The organism is Stenotrophomonas sp. YJH_SMC_12-1, assembly GCF_059370935.1.
On the sequence record NZ_JCAFUD010000004.1, the window covers coordinates 259,579 to 278,214 of the forward strand.

An 18,636-nucleotide genomic window follows, 5' to 3' on the forward strand; every position below is an offset into this window, starting at 1 on the left:
CGCAATCAGGCAATGCCCGCAGAGACCTGCGGCGCCGCCACCAGCGCGGCCAGCTGCTGCACCAGCGCTTCGATGTGATAAGGCTTGGTACAGCGCGGCGCGCTGGCAAAGCGGCTGGGCAGGTTGTCGTCGTAACCGGAGGTCAGCAGGAAGGGGATACCCGTCTCGGCCAGCCGATCGGCCAGCGGATAGACCTGCTCACCGCCCAGGTTGATGTCCAGCAATGCCACATCGATGGGATGGGTATCGACCAGCCGCCCCAGCGCCTGCAGGTCACCGGCAGGCCCCACCACCTGTGCGCCTTTCAGCTCCAGATAGTCGACCAGAAACATCGCGATGGCGAATTCATCCTCCGCCACCAGTACACGCAGCCCTTTCAGGCCCTCTGGTTTGTTGCCCGCTTCCAGCACGACCGGCGCTCCTCGATACACGCGGCCCAGCTCTGCCGCAACACCCGAAGGATGCGCGAAACGGGCTACAAGAGCGCGTGATGATGAATGAAGATCGCGGCGACGGCGCGTTCACCGTGCAGCGCAGCGGCGCGTTCAGAAGGCCCGTTCCCATTTCAGGCTGAGCAGGCTGCGGTCGTGGCTGTACAGCCAGCCGACGTTGCTGTCGATGCGCGCGTAGCGCAGGCTCAGGCTGGGCACCAGCCCGGCCACCGCCAGGCGCTCGCTGCGCACGACAGCAATCAGGTTCTGTTCGCTGTCCTCACGCCGCGCCTCCAGCAGCGGGCTCCACGCCTCGTAGTCGCGCTCGCGCAACGACACGAACACGGTGGCGGTGGTGCCCGTCCACTGGCGCGCCGCCCCCAGGCGCAGTCCACGCTGGCGGTAGCCGTTGGCCGGATTGGCGGCGCGGCTGTCACTCAGGTCCAGCCCGGCAAAGAGGGTCCAGCGCGGGTTGAGCGCACGGAACCAGGTGGCGTACACCGCGGCCAGCTCACCGTCGTAATTGCTGGCCAGGCCGCGCTGGCGATAGCGCTGGCGCTTCCAGTCGGCCTCCAGCCTGAGCAGGCTGCGCCCGTCCAATGCATATTGCCATTCGCCATGCAGCCCGCTGCCGCCCTGCAGGGCCCGGTTGCCCAGGCCCTGGTAGTCATAGCTCGGCGCGATCTGCAGGGTATGCCGAGCGCTGCGCCAGCTATAGCCCGCCTGCACGCTCGCATTGAGCTCGTTGTAGGCGCTGTGCCCGCGCCATGCCTGGCCGAACGCAAGCGCGCGCACATAGACGCCGTGATGACCGGCCAGTGCCCAGCGACGCTCCAGGTTGCCGTCGTAGTCCAGGCCGATGGCGCGCTGGGCATCGGGAAGATTGCGCTGGATGATGCAGGTGTCGCCCACTCCGAACAGGCAGGTGCGGCTGGCCGAGCTGCGGTTGATGTTGTCGCTCCATGCCGGGCCGGCTGCCAGCGCTCCTTTCCAACGCCTGCGCGCCTGCAGTGCGGCCAGGTAGGCGTCCACCCGTCCGCGTACACCCGCGGTAGTGGGGTCGTCGGCATTGATGCCACCGGCGATGGCCGTGAACAACGCCTCCGCATCGCGGTCGCGCTGGTCCTCGGCATGGACACGTGCAAGCTCAAGGCGGGCCGGCAGGAAATCCGGCTGCGCCGCCAGCAGTGCTTCGTACTCGTTGGCCGCGCGGTGGTGATTGCCGGCCACCCGCGCCAGGCCGCCCTGCGCGTAGTGGCGCAGCAACGGGTCGTGGCCGGGCAGTTCGATGTATTCGTCCAGGAAGCGCTGCGCTGCGCCCCATTGCTGATGCTGCAGCGACAGGTACAGCGCCTGGCCCAGATCGTCGACCGTGCGCTCCACGCGCAGGGTCTGGCCGTCGATGGTGATGGTCGGTCGCGCCGACTCGGCCTGCTGCAGGCGCTGCTGGTCCTGCTGCTGGTGGCGCAGCTCGCTGCCCTGCTCCAGCACACGACGAAGATCATCCTGCTGGGCGCGCACATCGGCAGCCGCCAGCAACAGGATCACAAGGAAGATGGGATGGCGCATGGTCGATCCGTGGCGGTGCATGCAGCGGGCCGAAGCAGGGACTGGCGGATCGCGGCTTGTCCCTGCCCTGCCCCGTCAGGGGCGTGGCAATCAGTTCTTGCTGCCGCCGAAGGCGGTGTCGTACTGGCTGTTGCCGGCGAAGGTGGCGATGCCGGCCAGGGTGGCCGCGTTGGCGCCGAAGAACTGGCCCTGGGTGGTGCCGTTGACGCTGCCATTGACGTTGGCCGAACCGGCGAACGATGCATCGGCACTGTTGATGTTGGCAACGATGGCCAGGGTCAGGCCATTGCCGGACAGCGCACCATCCAGGGTGCCGGCGCCGAAGTCGGCGTCGAAGGTGCCGCTTAGCAGGTTGCTGCCGTTGAACTTGTTCAGGCCGGCCACGGTGTAGGACGCCACGCCGGCGGGCAGCGTGGTGCCGGCGCGGTCGCCAACGAAGTAGACCTGGCGGTTGTTGAAGCCACCGGCAGCGCCATCCTTGGACCATTCGCCGAACCAGACATCGCCACTGCCGACCTTGACGAAGTTGAAGTGGCCCATGCCGGCGTGGCTTCCCGGTGCGCCGGTGATCGGCATGGCCAGGGTACGTACCGTCACGCCATTGACGGTGGTGGGTGCCGAGTAGGCGCTCAGGCCCTGGACGTCCACCGGCTTGGCCTGGGACACGGTACCGACACCGATGCCGGCCTTGCCAGCGCGGTGCGGGCCGCCATTGACCTGCGATTCGCCAACCGCCACGTACAGCTCGGCATCGGTCCTGGCACTGGCGGCACCGACGATGTCGGCAGCATGCGCGGCACCGACCAGAGCCAGCGAGGCGGCAACGGCGAGCACCGAACGGGAGATCATTTTCATGGTATTGCTCCTTGGTTGAGGGAACTACGGGTACAACGCTTGAAGGTGGGAGATCAGAAGCGCGCGGTGACGCCGAGCTTCAGGGTGCGACCCGGGGCCGGCAGCGTGGAGCGCGTGGCTGGATCGACGTAGTAGCGGTTGCCGAGGTTGCTGCCGACCAGCTCGACGCTGGCATGCTCGTTGAAGCGCCAGCGCGCATAGGCATCGACGGTGGTGATGTTTCCCCAGGTGAACGGCACGTTCTGCCAGAGCAGGCCGCTGCCACCGCTCAACAGGCGCTCACGGTAGGCCTGCAGGTCAGGGTTCTCGTGCCGCTGGTAGTGCACGATGCGGCTGCCCAGTTCCAGGCGCCCATCGAACAGGCGCGTGCCCAGCGACCAGTTGATCGACAGCTTTGGAATGGCCTGGGTCAGCAGGTAGCCACCGACGAAACCATCCTGCACGCAGTTCGGAACCAGGCCGCGGTTCGCGTCCAGGAGCACCGCCGTGCTCTCGTCACACACCTCGTTTTCCAGCGTGCGGGTGATGCCCAGATCGGTGAAGAAGCGCCGGTTGTCGAAGCGGGCCTGCAGTTCGATACCACGGATGGTCTGCTTGTCGATGTTGTCGAACAGGAAGTTGCCATCGCGTTCGATCACGTCACGGGTCTTGTGCACGTAGTACGCCAGCTTGACGTCGGCATCGGCGGTGTTGCCGAACAGGGCCGACAGGTTGTGCACGTAGCCCACTTCGTAGTTGTAGGCGTGCTCGGGCTTGAGCGCATGCAGCGGATTGAGGCTGCCGGAGAAGGCGATGGTGCTTTCGAACATGCTCGGGAAGCGCACCGCTTCGCTGTAACGCACGTAGGCACGGGCGGCCGGGGACAGGTGTGCAGTGGCCGAGAAGGTCGGCAGCCAGGCATGGTCGCGGCGGCGGCCGTTGCGTCCATCGACCGGCTGCGACTGTACGCTGTTGCCGATGTTGCAGACCTGGTCGCTGCCGGCGAACACCGGCTGCACGCCGGGAATGGCCGCCACTTCGCCATTGAGGCAGGGATTGCCGGCGCGGGTGTAGTTGCCATCGGCATCGGGCAGCCAGGGCCGTGTGTACCTGACCGGACGCGGCGTTTCGTACGGTGCCAGCAACACACGGATGCTGTCATCGATGAACCAGCCCATGCCGCGCTTTTCCCATACGGCGCGGCGTGCTTCCAATGCGTCGATGCGGGCCTGCAGATTGGCGGGACGAGGCGGCAGTTCGTTCACGGTGTACTGCGCTTCCTTGCCACCTACGCCCTTGTTCAGCAGCTCGGGGTGCGCCTCGAGGAAATCGTCGAAGGCCCAGTAGCGGCCGTAGCGCACGCCTGCATTGAGGGTGAGGAAGTCGACCGGCCGCCACTCCAGGATCAGGTAGCCTTCACCCTCCTGGCGGCGCCCGGCACGCGGGAACATGCGCCAGCCATCGGTGGTGCCGAAGTACGGATCGCGGGACCCCAGCTTCTCGTACTGCCAGTTGCCGCCCACGGTCAGGTCCAGGGTCGAATGCAGCGCGAAGCGGTTGCTCAGGATCAGGCCGGTGCGGTCATTGCGCGCGTTGGCCAGCGCGGTGTTGCGCAGGATCGGGCTGGCGTCCGGATTCCATGCCGGATTACCCACTGCGAAGTTCGGGAAGCCGCCAGCGCTGTAGGTATCGCTGTCCGTCTCCGTGCGCCACAGGTTGGCGTACAGGTCCAGCCAACGACTTCCGGCGGGCTGGAAACGGTACTCCAGGTTCCACGCATCCGAATCGACCCGGCTGAGCGGCCACTGGATGCGGCCGTAGTCCGGGGCCGACAGGATGCGCGACGGCATGATCTCGCCGTAGTGCGACAGCGTGCGCCGCCAGGTCGCCTTCAACTGCTGGTCATCGTTGATCTGCCAGCTGCCCTTGACCAGCCAGGACTCCTGTTCGCTGGAGGTATTGGGCACTTCATCGCCGGGCTTGAAGTAGCGCGCCAGCGTGGTGATGTAGTCGATGCCCTGGTACTCGAACTGCTCGCGCCGGTCCTGTTCGTAATAGGCGCTGCCCTGGGTCCCGGAGAAGTAGTTGCCGCGCTTGCGCCAGGCGTAGGCGGCCATCAGGTCGACGTTGTCGCCACGCACGCCCAGCGCCAGGCGCCAGGCCTGGTCCTCGCCATCGAAGGGGTTGTTGCCACTGCGCGACTTCACCGGCACCACCAGGGTGCGGTCGTCGTAGGGTGAGTTCGGCGAGCCCTGCGGGAAACCCGGCACGGTGCGGTAGTCCTCGCCGGTGTGCAGCCGCGGCAGGCGCGGTGCCACCGCATTGCTGCTGCCTTCGATCTTCAGCTCCCCGCCGAAGCGCTCGCCGGCAGCGACGACGTCATCGACGTCGATGGTCTTGATCACCAGCGCGCCACCGATCCCGCTGTGCACATCGCGCACCAGCCCTGGCCCCTTGATGACCTGGATGCCACCAATCAGGTTGGGATCGATGTAGTTGCGGTTGCTGACGCCGTTGTAGCCACGCCATACCGTGAGCGCCTGTTCGCCGCCGTCGATGCTGACCGGCACCCGCCCGGGCCCCTGGATGCCACGGATGTTGACGTCCAGCGCGCCGCTGTTGCGCGCATCGCCACTGAACACACCGACCAGATCCTTGACCACGTCGGCCGGATTGGAGCCACGGTAACGCTCCACCCGGTCGCGCCCCGAATACGCCGTGGTCATGTCCAGCGCGAACACATCGTCGTAGCCACGCCGATCGCGGGCCTCACCCCCTTCCGACTGAAGGCGACCGGCCACGTCCAGTGTTTCGGTCACCCGCACCCCTTCCCCTTCACCCGCCTCCGCTGCGGCCCGCAGGCTCCAGGTACCGTCCATGCCGCGCTGTGCACGCACGCCGCTGCCGCGCAACAGCTGCTGCAGCGCCTGCATCTGGCTGTACTCACCCTTCACTGCGCTGGAGCGGCGGCCGTCCACCAGGTCGCTGCGGAACACCACCTGCACATCGGCCTCGCGGCCAAAGGCGCGTACGGCATCAGCCAGTGGCTGCTCCGGAATGGTGTACTGGCGCAGCGGCGCGACGATCGCCGGCTGCGCCTGCACGGCCGGCACCCAGGCCAGCGGCAGCAATGCGGTGGAAACAGCCAGGGCCAGAGCGGTGGTGCGACGATGACAGGCGGATGCCGTGGACGGCATGGACGGGAACTCCTCAAGCGTGGCGGAACCACGGGCACATCCGGTGCCGGTGGCATGTCTGGCTTGAGGAGAAACGGTGTTTCGCTCTGGCTATACCTCTATAGACAGCGGGGCGCTGCAGTTGCCCACGGTTCTTTCATGTTTTTTTCATGCGACCCGTTCATCCAGGTGCTGGGCGGGCCTCACCACAGCACCAGCGCGCCGCCGGGCAAGCGCTGCACGCGCAGTCCTGCCTGCGCGGCCACCGCATCGATGGCCGTCTCTGGTTGCTGCAGGTGGAACAGGCCACTGACCCGTACGCTTGCGCCCTGCCCGCCCAGTACCCAGACCGGAGCACGCCGGTAGCGCGCCAGATCGGCGATGGCCTGCGCGGCGGGCTGATCGTCGATCACTACCTCGCCACGCCGCCACGGCGCCATGGCATCCGGATCGGCCTGCCGCAGCGGCTGCAGCCAGCGACCGTCACGGAACACGCGTGACTGCCCCGCATGCAGGCGCTGTACGCTGCCATCGCCCGGACGCACGTCGACCACACCCTCGCTGACCTGGGTGGTGACCGTGGTATCCAGCATCGACACACTGAAGGCGGTACCGATGTCACGGACCAGGCCGCCGGCCGCCTCGACCTGGAACGGTCGCGCCTCATGGGCCACCTGGAACCAGGCCTGGCCGCGCAGCAGGCGCAGGTGCCGCTGCTGGCCATCGAACGCAACCGCCAGTGCGGTGCCCGCATCGAGTACGGCGGTGCTGCCGTCCTCCAGCTGCACCACGCGCGGTGCATCGCTGCTGCGCAGGTCACTGCGTGCCAGCAGCAGCGCGTGTGGCGCAGCGGCAACCATCAGCACCACCCCCGCGGCACTGGCCAGCAGCCACGGCAGGCGGCGCTGAGGCGCGATCGGGCGCAACCCTTGGCGATCAGCCGTCAACCCGGGCAGCGCGGCCAGCACGTCGGGCCCGGCGGCATCCAACCCTTGCCAGAAGGCCTGCTGCTGTCGCCAGGCCAGCGCATGGCGCGGATCAGCCTGCAGCCAGCGCTGCAGGGTTCGTTGCTGGCGTTCCGGCAGCGGGCCTGCACTGCACTGGATCACCCAGCGCAACGCCTGCCTGGCCTGACGCGGCGAGGGTTCGGACGTGGTCATGGTTGTGGCCTGCCGCACCACGAACGGGTGCGCCTTCCTGTTGTGACAACGGCGGGCGCGATCTGCCCACGGCAATCGCCGCTCATCGATGCATTCCCTGCTGGTGCTGCTGGATCAACAGCGCCGCGCGCAGCACATGCTTGCCCACCAGGCTCTTGGAAATACCCAGCCGGGCGGCGATTTCGCGCTCACTCAGGCCCAGGTAGCGGTTGAGCACGAAGCACTCGCGCACCTGGGCTGGCAGCGCGAGGATGGTCTGGGTGATCTCGCGCAGCTGCGCCTGGTCCAGCGCCTGCGCCTCGCCATCGCGGCTGGCCTCGGCCATGTCGAGGGCGTACTCGGCCATCGCATGCCGCTCGCGGGCGTCGGACTGGCTGCGGTTGAGCGCGTGGTGGTAGGCCATCCGGTACAGATAGCCACGCGGCTCCAGGATGGGCGGATCGCCGGGCACGCTGCTGGCCTTCAGGTACAGGTTCTGCAGGGTGTCCTCGGTACTGGCCGGGTCGAGATAGCGCGCGATGAAGCGAGACAACGCACGGCGCTCGCGGATCAGCAGCTCGACCAGCGCCAGGGCATTGGGAGACATAGGTGCCAAGGCCGGACCGGGGAATGATGGGCGTGATGGCGACGGTCCGGACGTGGATTGTGGGCTGCGCGGTCGCAGGCGGCAAGCCGCGGCCGAGAGCTTCATCCACGCATGGCGTGGATCTACCAAGGCGCAGGTCCAGTAGATCCACGCCATGCGTGGATGGAAGAGCTAGGGTTCCTCCAGCGCCTCGAAGCGTTCGGCGAGGTAATCGATCAGTGCACGCACCGCCGGCAACAGGCCGCGTCGCGACGGGAACACCGCGTGCACGATGCCGTGCTTGGGCACCCACTCCGGCAGCACCGGCACCAGCGCGCCACTGGCCAGTTCGTCACTGATCATCATCCGCGGCAGCATCAGCAACCCCACCCCGGCCACCGCAGCGGTGCGCAACGCGATCATGTCATCGCTGACCAGCCGCGGGCGATGATGCACGCTGGCCAGCACGTCGCCCGGCCCGGTGTATTCCCATACATGCTGCTGGCTGGGCGATGCCAGATCGACGGTCGGCATCATCGCCAGGTCGGCCGGCACCTGCGGCGTGCCCAGCCGCTGCAGCAGCGCCGGACTGGCACTGGTACACCAGACCCGACGCGCCAGCACGCGTACCACCAGGTCGCTGTCCTCCAGTGGCGGCGGCCGCACGCGGATCGCCACGTCCACACCCTCGCCCACCACGTCGACGCGCCGGTTGGTGGCGTCCAGCTGCACCGTCACCTGCGGGTGCTGGGCCAGGAAGTCGGCCAGCATCGGGCCGATGCGCGCATGCAGGATCGCGATCGGGCACGCCAGGCGGATCGTGCCGCGCGGCTCGGCGCGCGACATCGCAATCGCTTCTTCGGCCGCTTCGGCTTCGACCAGCATCGCCTTGCAGTGGCGGTAGTAGTCCTGGCCGACCTCGCTGACCGAGAAACGCCGGGTCGAGCGCTGGATCAGGCGCACGCCCAACCGTTCCTCCAGCAGCGCGATGCGCCGGCTCAGTTTCGACTTCGGCATGGCCAGCGCCCGGCCGGCCTGCGAGAAGCCGCCGTGCTCGACCACCATGGCGAAGTAGAACAGGTCGTTGAGGTCGCAACGGCGGATATCAGCGATGAACACGGGGCGATCTCCTGTGGCGCAAGGCGCGCACCCATTGTTCACCAGATAGGACTATGACGGCAAATATTGGCCTCTACCGGCCCAATTGTCGCGGCGATATTGTCTCCTGCAACGAAGAACAGCGGCCGGCAGCCCCGGCCAGGAGATCGCCATGAAGCGTGTCACCGGTACCTACAGCGCCCCGCGCCCGCACTGGGTGGGCGACGGATTCCCCGCCCGCTCGATGTTTTCCTACAACACCCACGGCCAGCACCTGAGCCCGTTCCTGCTGCTGGACTACGCCGGCCCTTATACCTTCGCCCCCAGCGATACCCCGCGCGGGGTCGGCCAGCATCCGCATCGCGGTTTCGAGACCGTCACCATCGTCTATGAGGGCGAGGTCGCCCACCGCGATTCAACCGGCGCCGGCGGCACCATCGGCCCGGGTGACGTGCAGTGGATGACCGCAGCCTCCGGCATCCTCCACGAGGAGTTCCACACACCGGAGTTCAGCAAGCGGGGCGGCACACTGGACATGGTGCAGCTGTGGGTGAACCTGCCGGCGCAGGACAAGATGGGTGCACCGGGCTACCAGACCCTGCTCGACGCGCAGATCCCCTCGGTTGAACTGCCTGAAGGCGCCGGCCGCGTGCGTGTCATCGCCGGCCGCTTCGATGGTCATGCCGGCCCGGCGCGTACCCACACGCCGATGGATGTCTGGGACATCCGCCTGCGGCAGGGCCACCACGCCGAACTGCCGGTGGCCGATGGCCGCACGCTGGCGCTGGTGGTGCTGAAGGGCACGGTGCGGATCAACGGCGGCCAGCCGGTCGGCGAGGCACAGCTGGTCACCTTCGACCGCGGCGGCGAGGACGTGTTCGTCGACGCCGACAGCGACGCCACCGTGCTGCTGCTCAGCGGTGAACCGATCGACGAGCCGGTTGTGGGCTATGGCCCGTTCGTGATGAACAGCCAGGCCGAGATCGCGCAGGCGGTCAACGACTTCAACAGCGGCCGCTTCGGCCAGATCGCGCACTGATCGTTTCAATGCGGCGGGTATTGGCCCGCCGCACCTTCCGGGCCATCGCCGACCTTCTCCAGGAGACTGACCATGAGTACCCCCCACCAACTTCAACGGTGCCCGCCCGGTGATCGATCCGGACAACGCCGCGATGCTGCTGATCGACCATCAGAGCGGCCTGTTCCAGACCATCGGTGACATGCCATTCACCAGCGTGCGCGCCCACGCCACCGCACTGGCCAGGATGGCCACGCTGGCAAAGATGCCGGTGATCACCACCGCCTCTGTTCCGCAGGGCCCGAACGGCCCGCTGATCCCGGAGATCCACGACGCCGCCCCGCATGCCCAGTACGTGGCACGCAAGGGTGAGATCAACGCCTGGGACAACCCGGAATTCGTTGCCGCAGTGAAGGCCACCGGCCGCAAGCAGCTGATCATTGCCGGCACCATCACCAGCGTGTGCATGGCCTTCCCGTCAATCGCCGCCGTTGCCGATGGCTACCAGGTGTTCGCAGTCATCGACGCGTCCGGCACCTATTCGAAGATGGCCGAGGAGATCACCCTGGCCCGCGTGGTGCAGGCCGGCGTGGTACCGATGGACACCGCCGCGGTGGCCTCGGAGATCCAGCGCACCTGGAACCGCGACGATGCACAGCAATGGGCCGAGGTCTACACGAAGATCTTCCCGAACTACCAGTTGCTGATCGAAAGCTACCTGAAGGCGCAGGAGGTGCAGAAGAGCCACGAACCGTTGGATTCTCAGCGCAGCTGAGCTGTCCCGGTGCCGGCCGACCGCCGGCACTTCCCCGAACCAGGAGACCCACCATGTCCAGTGAACCGATCCGCGACCCGGTCAGCGATCATCTGCTGACCCCGCAGAATTCCGCCTTCAATCATCGACTACCAGCCGGTGCAGGTGAACTCCATCGCCTCGATGGACCGCCAGTTGCTGGTCAACAACATCGTCGGCACCGCCAAAGCCGCCGTCGCCTATGGTTTGCCGATCGTGCATTCGACGGTGAACGTCAAGACCGGCCTGAACAAGCCGCCGATTCCGCAGCTGCGCAAGGTACTGGGTGACTACCCCACCTACGACCGCACCACCATCAACTCCTGGGAGGACGTCGAGTTCCGCAAGGCGGTGGAAACCACCGGCCGCCGCAAGCTGATCATGACCGCACTGTGGACCGAGGCGTGCCTGACTTTCCCAGCCCTGGATGCGTTGAAGGAAGGCTATGAGGTGTATGTGGTGGTCGACGCCGTCGGCGGCACCTCGCTGGCCGCGCACGATGCGGCGCTGCGCCGCATCGAACAGGCCGGTGGCCAGCTGATCAGCGTGCCGCAGCTGTTCTGCGAGCTGCAGCGCGACTGGGCCCGCTCGGAAACGGTGCCGGCCTTCATGAACCTCTTCATTGAAACCGGTGGTACGGCAGGCATCCAGTTCTCGTACGATCGTACCAGGTGATTGGGTGGCGGCGCCGGTCCTGGCTGGCGCCGCCTTTTGGAGCAGTCGAGCATGGCTCGACGCCACAGACAGATGGAGAACGTGATGGCCTACGCACGCATTTTTTCAACCGCCGACAACTACCTGCACCACATCAGCAATGGCACATTCGCCGTGGATGCGGACGAGCCCGCCTCGTTGGGCGGCCAGGGCAAGGGCTTCGCACCGTTCGACCTGTACCTGGCCTCGCTGGCGGCGTGCACCGCCATCACCCTGCGCATGTACGCGCAGCGCAAGGGCTGGGAACTGGGCGAGTTCCATGCCGAGCTGCGCTCGGAACGTGACGCGGATGGTCGCTTCCATGTGCACCGCGTGCTGCATGCCAGCGCCGAGCTGAGCGATGCGCAGTGGCAGCGATTGCTGGAGGTGGTGGAAAAGACCCCGGTGACCCTGGTGATGCGCGAGGGTGCGCGCATCACCAGTGAGCGTGGGGCTGCAGCGTGACCCCATCCACGCATGGCGTGGATCTACTGTAGAGGCGAAAGCTCAGCGCCGTGAATGCAGCACGGTGCGCTGGCGCATGGCGTTGAATTCCTGCTCCACCTGCTGGATGTCTTCGGCCTGGAAACCGGCCGCATCCAGCAGCTGGTCGGCGGCGGCGGCGGCCAGCGGATCATCGTCACGCTGGCGCCAGCAGCGCGCCGGCAGGAAATAGCCCACCTCGCTGCGCCCGCGCATGATCACCACCGGCCGGCCTGCATACAGCAGGAACTCGGCCAGGTGCTGGCGCAGGCCCTCGACGGAAACATAGGCCGGCCCAACACCCAGCATCTGGCTGGTCGGTTCGGGACTCTCGAACAGCTTGCGACGGCTCATCCACTCCTCCTTTTGAACAACGCGTGGTCTCCTTTCCTTAGACGGGCGCATCGCTGCGCCCCCGCCACGCACTACGTGATCCGCATCACGCCGCCACTCAGAAGCCGGTGTTGAACTCCAGCTGGAATACGTCGATCGACAGCGGCGCACCGGACACTTCCTTGGCCGCCATCCACTTGCCGCTGATCCAGCTGCGCGCGTCCAGCGCGTAGGCACCGCCCACGTAGTAGCCGCGGGCGTTGGTACCGCCCAGGTGGAAGTTCGGATCGTTGTAGGCGTCGGGCAGCGCATCGGCCTCGATGTGCTTGTAGCCCAGCAGCGCCTGCCACTGGCCCTTCTCCTTCAGCTCGGTGGCTCCGAAGGTGGCCTGCACCATCCAGGCGGTGTCGCCGCTGCGGAAGGTGTCGATGCTGGCGGTACCGCCGGCGCCGTAGTTGTTGACGATGCCGTTCTGGGCGCGGCTGAACATGGCCTGCTTGTCGTAGGCCAGGTTGCGGATGTAATCGCCGTCCAGGCGCAGACCGACGCCCTGTGCCAGTTGCGTGTCCCAACCCAGTTTCAAGGTAGCCAGGCGGAAGGCCGAGGCCAGGCCGACATACTGCGGGGTCGGCGTACCGGCCGGATCCAGCGGATTGCGCGCGATGTCGCGGATCAGCATCAGGGTGTTGCCCTTCTGCATGAATGCCGGGCGCGACCAGTCGGTGTCACAGCCCACCGCGCCCGCATACAGCGCGCACGGCGAGGACAGGCGTCCGCTGACGTTCTTGAAGTCGTAGTAACCCAGCGCGGCGCGCAGCGCATTGTCATCGTTGAAACGCCAGTTCACGCCAACCTGCGCACCGGACAGCCACTTGTTCTCGTTCGGAGTCTTGACCTTGCTCTGGCTCGGCGAGCTGTCGGAGGTGTACTCCAGGGGTACCACCGCGAGGTTGGCGAACAGGCCGAGGTCACCGCCGGCGAAGCCGTACTTCAGGTTCGCGGCCAGGCCATCGAAGTTGAGGTCGTTGGAGAACAGCGTGTCGCTGGTCCAGAACGGATTGCCGAAGCGGCCACCGCGCACCGTCACCCAATCCGCCGGGCTGTAGGCCAGCCAGGCCTGGTCCAGCCACACGTCCTTCTTGCTCAGGCCGCCACCCAGCTGCTCGGTAGTCGACACCGGGCCATTGCTGCTGCCGCTGGCCAGGCGCACGCCGGCCGTGGTGTGCTGGCCAATGGTTGCCTCGATGCCCAGGCGGGCACGGATGCGCCACAGGTTACGGCGGTCCTGGCGGGTGTTCAGCAGCGGCGGCAGCTGCAGGTTGGTGTTGGTGTTGGTGTCGAAGCCGTTGCCGGAATTGATCGACGACCAGTTGCTCACGATGTCGCTGTTGCGCTCGGAGTAGAAGCGCGACTCGCTGCGCACACGCATGTCACCGGTGACCTTGATGCGCTTGGTCCACTCGGCCACTTCGTTGGGTGCCGCCCAGCCTTCCGATTTCGCCTGCGCCATCACGTCCTGGCGCACCTCATCACGGATGCCGTCGCGCACGCTCTGCGGCACGTAGGGCACGCGCACGTCACCGGCCTCCAGGGCCACGCCACCACTGGCGGCCGAGGGCGCGGCGACTGTACCGCGCTGGGCGGCCGCTGCTTCGGCCTCGGCCTGCACCAGCAATGCCTGGCCGTCTTCGGGCTTCAGCGCACCGCTGGCGATCAGGCCCTTGATCAGCTTGACCATGGTGGTTTCGGCGGCCATCGCACCGGCCGGGGCGGCCAGGCTGAGCAGCACGGCGCAGCACAGCAGCGCCCGTCGGGCCGGCCGCGGGCGGCGGGAGTCGGTTCGTGCGCGGTCGTGGTCGTTCATCACGGTTCTCATCGAAAGAAGGGAAATCACGGAGGTCGGGAATCAGGCCCCGGGCCGGCGGCCCTGGATCAGCACGCGGGCGGGGAAATCGAGCGACGGCGGCGGTGCCTGGTCGACCTTGCCGATGCGTCGCAGCGCATCGAGCACGGCCGCGTCGGCCTCCTCGTTGCCACTGCCGCGCACCAGCTCGACCTTTTCCAGGCGGCCATCGTTGGCCAGCCACACATTCACCTGCAGCTGGAACGCCAGGCGCTTGACCTTGTCATCGCGCGAGATCGCCTGCTGCATCAGGTAGCCCAGGTAGCGGCCGTAGGTAGCGTTGCCGGCGCCACCACGGCCAACGCCGGACGAACCGCCACCGCTGCCGGACTGGATACCGAAGTTGTCACCGCCGGCCTGCGCATCGGCATTCATCGTTACCGGGTCGGCATTGTCCGGGGTCGGGGTCGGTTCTTCGGCCGGCGTCGGCTGATCCAGCGGCTCCGGCTCGGGAATGGTCTCTTCCGGCGGCGTTTCGGGTTCCGGCGGCTTTTCCGGTGGTGGCGGCGGCGGCGGAGGGGGCGGCGGCAGCGCCAGCATCGGCGGCTGCACCACCGGCCGACGGGTACTGGCAGTGTCCCTGAACAGCATCCACCACACGGCGATGCCGAGCACCAGCAACGCGGCCAGCACCAGCGCGACGGTCACCAGCAACTGGCGGCCGCGCATGCCGGGCTCCGGCCGAGGGGGTTGATGGGCCGTCATGCCTCAGCCCTGCGCCTTGCCGGTGACCAGGCCGACCTGGGCCAGCTCCAGCCGCCGCAGCAGGTCCAGCACCTCGACCACGCGGGCGTACTGCACCTGCGCATCACCGCGCACGATCACCGGGAAATCCGGCGTGGTCGCGCGCTCGGTGCGCAGCCGGTCTTCCAGTTCGGCCATCGTCACCGGGTAGGCATCCAGGAACACCTGTCCACTGGGGTCGATGGTGATCGCCTTGGTCTTCGGCTTCTCCAGCGCGACGCTGTTGCTGGCCTTCGGCAGGTTGACCTCGATGCCGGGGATGGAGGCGTTGCTGGTCAGGATGAAGATCACCAGCACCACCAGCAGCACATCGACGAAGGGCGTCACGTTGATGCCCTTCTCGCGCTTCTTGATGCCGAACTTCGCCTTCTGGCCCATGGCGCGCCCCTCAGCCCTGGACCGCGGCCGGGCCGCGCCCGTCCTGCTCTTCGGCCAGGCGCGCGGCGAACTCGTCGATGAACACCGCCATGTCCGCGCCGATCGCTTCGGCACGCGCGCCCAGGTAGTTGTAGCCGAACAGCGCCGGGATCGCGACGCCGAGGCCGGCAGCGGTACACAGCAGCGCCGCCGCCATGCCGGGCGCCACCGAATTGATGTCCACCGCGCCAGCCATTGCCGCCACCACGAACACCAGCATGATGCCGATCACGGTACCGAACAGGCCCACGTACGGCGCGCCTTCGATGGTGGTCGACAGCCAGTTCATGCGCCGCGCCATCGCTTCCTGCTCGCGCACCATCACCGCATCCATCGAGGCGCGGATCGCCGCAATGGTGGCACCACTGAGATAGCCACCATTGCCGTCGCGCTGGTGACGCTGCTGCATTTCATCGATGGCCACCTGGTAGATGCGCCACAGCGAACCGTCGTGCATCGCGGTAGGGGCCTTGCCCTGGCGGTCCATGTCGGACAGGGTGCGCAGCGGCACACCGGACAGCTTGCCGAAGCTCTCGGTGAACACTGCATTGGCCTTGCTGGTACGGCCGAAGTGCCGCCCCTTGGCGATCATGATCGCCCACGACAGCAGCATCATCAGGCCCAGGATGGCGACCACAACCCAGGCGTCGAACGGCATCGCCTTGAGAATGAAGGCGAAGTGGCTCTGCCCGGCGGACTGCTCGTCGGCGCCGTAGCTGATCAGGCGCGAGTCGGCGCCCTGCGCGGTGGCATCGGCCAGCAGCAGCGCGGCCGGACGTGCCACGCGCGAGATACGCAGCTCATCCAGCGCGCCTTCGAAGCTGGCCAGCGGCTGCACCGCGCCCGGCGCATCGGCGCCCACCACCGGCGCGGTGGTCAGCGCCGGCAGCTCGCCGCTCAGCTGGGCGACCACGCGGCCATTGAGGTACAACTGCAGAGCGCCCTTCTCCGCAGTCAGCGCCACATGCGCCCACTGCCCTTCCGGAATCGGCTGCGCCAGCGTGCTGCGCTGGCCATTGAGCTGCACGAACGGCACCCGGTTTTCGATACCCAGCACCAGTTCGGACGCACCGTCGCGACGCGCGTAGATCGCCTGTGCAGCGTTGTTGCTGCCTGGCTTGATCCAGGCCGAAACAGTGAGCGGCGCGCCCGCCTCCTGCGCAAGCGATGCGCTGGCCGGCAGCGGCAGCGGGGCTGCACCCAACTGAACGCCGCGGCCGATCACCGAGCCTTCCGATGGCGGCACCACGGCACCGGCATTGTTGCCATAAGCGGTGGTGTCGCGTGCCGGCGCATTGGCCTCGGCGAAGTGGTAGACCAGCGTATAGTCCGGATCGAACACCTGCTGGCCGTTGCCGCTGGCGGGGGCCTTTTCATTGCCGTAGTACATCCAGATCGTCTGCGGTGCCGCAGCGCTGACCGCCGGCACGTCCACCCAGACCAGGGCCAGGCCCAGCTTGGGATCGAACTGTTCGATCTGGTGGGCCAGCACGGTGCGGCCATCACCCGAGACAAAGCGCAGGTCGTTGCCCGCATCCTGGGTGCCGTCGAAGCCGAAGTTGCCGGTGTGCAGGCGCAGCAGCAGCGGCGTGCGACCCGGATCACCGGCCAGGCCCGCGCCCTGCGGGCCGGCGTCGACAGTGATCGGCTTGCGGTACTTCCATTCGGCCTGCCACCAATTGGCATCGGCCGCAGCGACCGGCAGCGCAACCAGCGCGGCCAGCAGCAACAACACTCGGGAAAGCAAACGGTCCATGCGAAGGGTCTCCGGAGAACGCATGTTCAAGGGAAGGGTCAGTAACTGGTGCTGATGTTGAAATGCAGGCGTGGGTCGTCCTTGCGCGTGACCGGGCCATCGGCATACGGCCAGGCGTAGTCCAGGCGCAGTTGCAGGTGTTCACCCAGGCGCAGCTGCGCGCCCAGACCGACCGAGGCCAGGTTGTACTTGTCGCGCTGTTCGGGCAGCGGCTGGCGCAGGCGCAGGTAGGCCGCGTCGGCAAAGCTGTAGACACGCAGGTCGGTGCCGCTCCACAGCGACCACGCAGGCGTGCGCCATTCCAGGCTGGCCAGGCCGCCGTAATCGCCGATCGCCTCGGCCGACAGATAGCCGCGCACGGTGTACATGCCACCAGCGGCGAACTGCTCGGCCGACACCAGCGGCGCATCGGTCACCTGCAACGAGCCGCGTGCATACCACTGCCAGTCGCTGCTGAACGTGTGGGTGTTGGCGACTTCCGCCTTGAACGCGACAAAACTGGGGTCTGCCCAGTAGCGCTTCTGCCCGAACCCGATGGCATCACTGCCATAGCCGAACAGCCGACGGGTACCGGCCACCAGCTGCGTATTGATACTCAACTGATCCTGCTCGCCCTGGCGCACACCGACAAACCCCAGGGTGATCGGCGCGTACTTCAGCGGCGTCTTCAGGCTCTCCTTGCCCATCTGCGTGTCTTCCTCGGTGTCCTTGAAGTCCACGCCGAGGCTGAGCTGGCGCCACCACTGGCTGCTGCCGGCCAGTCGATAGTTGAGTTTGAGACCGATCGAATGGCCGTTGCCGATCACATTGGTTCCGGTGCCGGTACCGACCTGTCCGCCCGCGTTCAGCACGCGGCTGTCGGACTTGTAGCCGGAACCTTCCAGGCTCCACGGCGTGCCTTCGAACGGCATCGTGTACGAGGCCGAGAACACCTTGGCCTGCTTTGTATCTTCCGGCGCCAGGTACACGCCGATGTTGGCGCTGTGCCCCCGCTTCCACAGGTTGTCGTAGGCCAGCGACGCACTCAGGCGCAGCTTCTCGGTGTCGGCGCTGTGGTCGTTGTTGAGTGACGCGCTGGCACGCCACGGCGACTTCTCTTCGACCTGCAGGTCCACATCCATCGTGCCCGGCACCTGGCCCTCGCGCACCAGCGGCATCACCTGGCGACGTCCGCCTTCATTGAGCACGGTCAGCTCCTTCTGCGCCTGATCGAAATCAGGCACCTTGCCCTCGGCGAGCGCCGGCACGCGTTCGCGGATGCGCTCGGGCGATTCGTGCTTCGTTCCCACGACCCGCAGCTGCCCAATCGGCGTCTGCTGCACCTTCAGCAGCACCACGCCGCCACTGACCTGCTGCTCGGGCAGCTCGACGTAGACTGACTGGTAGCCTGCCTGTTGGTACAGCGCATTGACGGCATCGCGCGCCTTCTCGACATCAGCCAGGGTCTTGCCCGGGCCGAGGAACGGCTCCACCGCACGTTCGATCTGGCGCGGATCGAGCACGGTATTGCCGCGCACGATGTATTCATTGATGTTCACGCTGGGCGCTGGCGCTGCCTCCTGCGCGAACAACGGCAGCGGCATCGCGGCCAGAGCCAGCACCAGCGGATGCAGGCGCAAGGGAAGGTGGACGGCTCGGCACGGAACAGGAGTCATCGAAGGCA

17 protein-coding genes are annotated in these 18,636 nt (G+C 67.0%); 4 read left to right on the forward strand and 13 right to left on the reverse strand.

The features are described 5' to 3' along the window. Positions 1 to 5: 5 nt before the first annotated feature. The 7 genes from AC5P8Y_RS09590 to AC5P8Y_RS09620 form a co-directional block, all read right to left on the reverse strand. On the reverse strand, positions 6 to 410 hold the full coding sequence (locus AC5P8Y_RS09590) for a response regulator (protein ID WP_024956513.1): 405 nt from the start codon (positions 408 to 410) through the stop codon (positions 6 to 8). A 135-nt stretch (positions 411 to 545) separates the two neighbouring features. Continuing rightward, positions 546 to 2,000, reverse strand: a complete 1,455-nt coding sequence (locus tag AC5P8Y_RS09595) for a surface lipoprotein assembly modifier (protein ID WP_111172355.1) — start codon at positions 1,998 to 2,000, stop codon at positions 546 to 548. A 90-nt stretch (positions 2,001 to 2,090) separates the two neighbouring features. Further along, positions 2,091 to 2,855 carry a Slam-dependent surface lipoprotein gene (locus AC5P8Y_RS09600; protein ID WP_495201941.1) on the reverse strand — a complete coding sequence of 255 codons (765 nt, stop codon included), beginning with the start codon at positions 2,853 to 2,855 and terminating at the stop codon, positions 2,091 to 2,093. A gap of 53 nt (positions 2,856 to 2,908) precedes the next feature. Further along, a complete protein-coding gene (locus tag AC5P8Y_RS09605; protein WP_495201942.1) occupies positions 2,909 to 6,031 on the reverse strand; it encodes a TonB-dependent receptor in 3,123 nt (1,040 codons plus the stop codon). Positions 6,032 to 6,213: 182 nt separating this feature from the next. After that, complete coding sequence (locus tag AC5P8Y_RS09610) at positions 6,214 to 7,170, reverse strand: FecR family protein (RefSeq protein ID WP_111187949.1); 957 nt, start codon at positions 7,168 to 7,170, stop codon at positions 6,214 to 6,216. 82 nt (positions 7,171 to 7,252) lie between these two features. Further along, positions 7,253 to 7,756 carry an RNA polymerase sigma factor gene (locus tag AC5P8Y_RS09615; protein ID WP_005409865.1) on the reverse strand — a complete coding sequence of 168 codons (504 nt, stop codon included), beginning with the start codon at positions 7,754 to 7,756 and terminating at the stop codon, positions 7,253 to 7,255. Positions 7,757 to 7,927: 171 nt separating this feature from the next. Beyond that, positions 7,928 to 8,854, reverse strand: a complete 927-nt coding sequence (locus AC5P8Y_RS09620; protein ID WP_111187948.1) for a LysR family transcriptional regulator — start codon at positions 8,852 to 8,854, stop codon at positions 7,928 to 7,930. A gap of 151 nt (positions 8,855 to 9,005) precedes the next feature. Between AC5P8Y_RS09620 and AC5P8Y_RS09625 the strand changes: the two genes are divergently transcribed. The 4 genes from AC5P8Y_RS09625 to AC5P8Y_RS09640 all read left to right on the forward strand — a co-directional run bounded on the left by AC5P8Y_RS09625 (position 9,006) and on the right by AC5P8Y_RS09640 (position 11,802). Beyond that, positions 9,006 to 9,872 carry a pirin family protein gene (locus AC5P8Y_RS09625; protein ID WP_111187947.1) on the forward strand — a complete coding sequence of 289 codons (867 nt, stop codon included), beginning with the start codon at positions 9,006 to 9,008 and terminating at the stop codon, positions 9,870 to 9,872. Between the two features lie 133 nt (positions 9,873 to 10,005). Continuing rightward, positions 10,006 to 10,626 (forward strand): hydrolase, encoded by a 621-nt coding sequence (locus AC5P8Y_RS09630; protein ID WP_111188002.1) that lies wholly within the window; start codon positions 10,006 to 10,008, stop codon positions 10,624 to 10,626. 144 nt (positions 10,627 to 10,770) lie between these two features. Next, the gene (locus AC5P8Y_RS09635; RefSeq protein ID WP_239502923.1) at positions 10,771 to 11,319 is read left to right on the forward strand and encodes a hydrolase; all 549 of its coding nucleotides are present in this window, start codon (positions 10,771 to 10,773) and stop codon (positions 11,317 to 11,319) included. Positions 11,320 to 11,403: 84 nt separating this feature from the next. Continuing rightward, the gene (locus AC5P8Y_RS09640; RefSeq protein ID WP_111108881.1) at positions 11,404 to 11,802 is read left to right on the forward strand and encodes an OsmC family protein; all 399 of its coding nucleotides are present in this window, start codon (positions 11,404 to 11,406) and stop codon (positions 11,800 to 11,802) included. Positions 11,803 to 11,844: 42 nt separating this feature from the next. Here the strand turns inward: AC5P8Y_RS09640 and AC5P8Y_RS09645 are convergent, their stop codons facing one another. The 6 genes from AC5P8Y_RS09645 to AC5P8Y_RS09670 all read right to left on the reverse strand — a co-directional run bounded on the left by AC5P8Y_RS09645 (position 11,845) and on the right by AC5P8Y_RS09670 (position 18,628). Further along, positions 11,845 to 12,174, reverse strand: coding sequence for a hypothetical protein (locus AC5P8Y_RS09645; protein ID WP_033835057.1), 330 nt, complete (start codon positions 12,172 to 12,174; stop codon positions 11,845 to 11,847). 97 nt (positions 12,175 to 12,271) lie between these two features. Continuing rightward, a complete protein-coding gene (locus tag AC5P8Y_RS09650; protein WP_111187946.1) occupies positions 12,272 to 14,017 on the reverse strand; it encodes a putative porin in 1,746 nt (581 codons plus the stop codon). Positions 14,018 to 14,059: 42 nt separating this feature from the next. Next, positions 14,060 to 14,725 (reverse strand): cell envelope integrity protein TolA, encoded by a 666-nt coding sequence (gene tolA, locus AC5P8Y_RS09655; protein ID WP_005409873.1) that lies wholly within the window; start codon positions 14,723 to 14,725, stop codon positions 14,060 to 14,062. 39 nt (positions 14,726 to 14,764) lie between these two features. After that, complete coding sequence (locus AC5P8Y_RS09660) at positions 14,765 to 15,178, reverse strand: ExbD/TolR family protein (RefSeq protein WP_005409874.1); 414 nt, start codon at positions 15,176 to 15,178, stop codon at positions 14,765 to 14,767. 10 nt (positions 15,179 to 15,188) lie between these two features. Further along, positions 15,189 to 16,973: a DUF2341 domain-containing protein gene (locus AC5P8Y_RS09665; protein WP_049432875.1), complete on the reverse strand. Its 1,785-nt coding sequence runs from the start codon at positions 16,971 to 16,973 to the stop codon at positions 15,189 to 15,191. 38 nt (positions 16,974 to 17,011) lie between these two features. Continuing rightward, positions 17,012 to 18,628, reverse strand: a complete 1,617-nt coding sequence (locus AC5P8Y_RS09670) for a ShlB/FhaC/HecB family hemolysin secretion/activation protein (RefSeq protein ID WP_111187945.1) — start codon at positions 18,626 to 18,628, stop codon at positions 17,012 to 17,014. Between the last annotated feature and the right edge of the window lie 8 nt (positions 18,629 to 18,636).

What these genes read in the sequence shown, in the direction of transcription:
- AC5P8Y_RS09615 (WP_005409865.1), bottom strand. Translation starts at nt 7,756, where the DNA reads ATGTCTCCCAATGCCCTGGCGCTGGTCGAGCTGCTGATCCGCGAGCGC.
- AC5P8Y_RS09610 (WP_111187949.1), bottom strand. Translation starts at nt 7,170, where the DNA reads ATGACCACGTCCGAACCCTCGCCGCGTCAGGCCAGGCAGGCGTTGCGC.
- AC5P8Y_RS09645 (WP_033835057.1), bottom strand. Translation starts at nt 12,174, where the DNA reads ATGAGCCGTCGCAAGCTGTTCGAGAGTCCCGAACCGACCAGCCAGATG.
- AC5P8Y_RS09625 (WP_111187947.1), top strand. Translation starts at nt 9,006, where the DNA reads ATGAAGCGTGTCACCGGTACCTACAGCGCCCCGCGCCCGCACTGGGTG.
- AC5P8Y_RS09600 (WP_495201941.1), bottom strand. Translation starts at nt 2,855, where the DNA reads ATGAAAATGATCTCCCGTTCGGTGCTCGCCGTTGCCGCCTCGCTGGCT.
- AC5P8Y_RS09595 (WP_111172355.1), bottom strand. Translation starts at nt 2,000, where the DNA reads ATGCGCCATCCCATCTTCCTTGTGATCCTGTTGCTGGCGGCTGCCGAT.
- AC5P8Y_RS09660 (WP_005409874.1), bottom strand. Translation starts at nt 15,178, where the DNA reads ATGGGCCAGAAGGCGAAGTTCGGCATCAAGAAGCGCGAGAAGGGCATC.
- AC5P8Y_RS09650 (WP_111187946.1), bottom strand. Translation starts at nt 14,017, where the DNA reads ATGAACGACCACGACCGCGCACGAACCGACTCCCGCCGCCCGCGGCCG.
- AC5P8Y_RS09665 (WP_049432875.1), bottom strand. Translation starts at nt 16,973, where the DNA reads ATGGACCGTTTGCTTTCCCGAGTGTTGTTGCTGCTGGCCGCGCTGGTT.
- AC5P8Y_RS09630 (WP_111188002.1), top strand. Translation starts at nt 10,006, where the DNA reads ATGCTGCTGATCGACCATCAGAGCGGCCTGTTCCAGACCATCGGTGAC.
- tolA (WP_005409873.1), bottom strand. Translation starts at nt 14,725, where the DNA reads ATGCGCGGCCGCCAGTTGCTGGTGACCGTCGCGCTGGTGCTGGCCGCG.
- AC5P8Y_RS09670 (WP_111187945.1), bottom strand. Translation starts at nt 18,628, where the DNA reads ATGACTCCTGTTCCGTGCCGAGCCGTCCACCTTCCCTTGCGCCTGCAT.
- AC5P8Y_RS09605 (WP_495201942.1), bottom strand. Translation starts at nt 6,031, where the DNA reads ATGCCGTCCACGGCATCCGCCTGTCATCGTCGCACCACCGCTCTGGCC.
- AC5P8Y_RS09640 (WP_111108881.1), top strand. Translation starts at nt 11,404, where the DNA reads ATGGCCTACGCACGCATTTTTTCAACCGCCGACAACTACCTGCACCAC.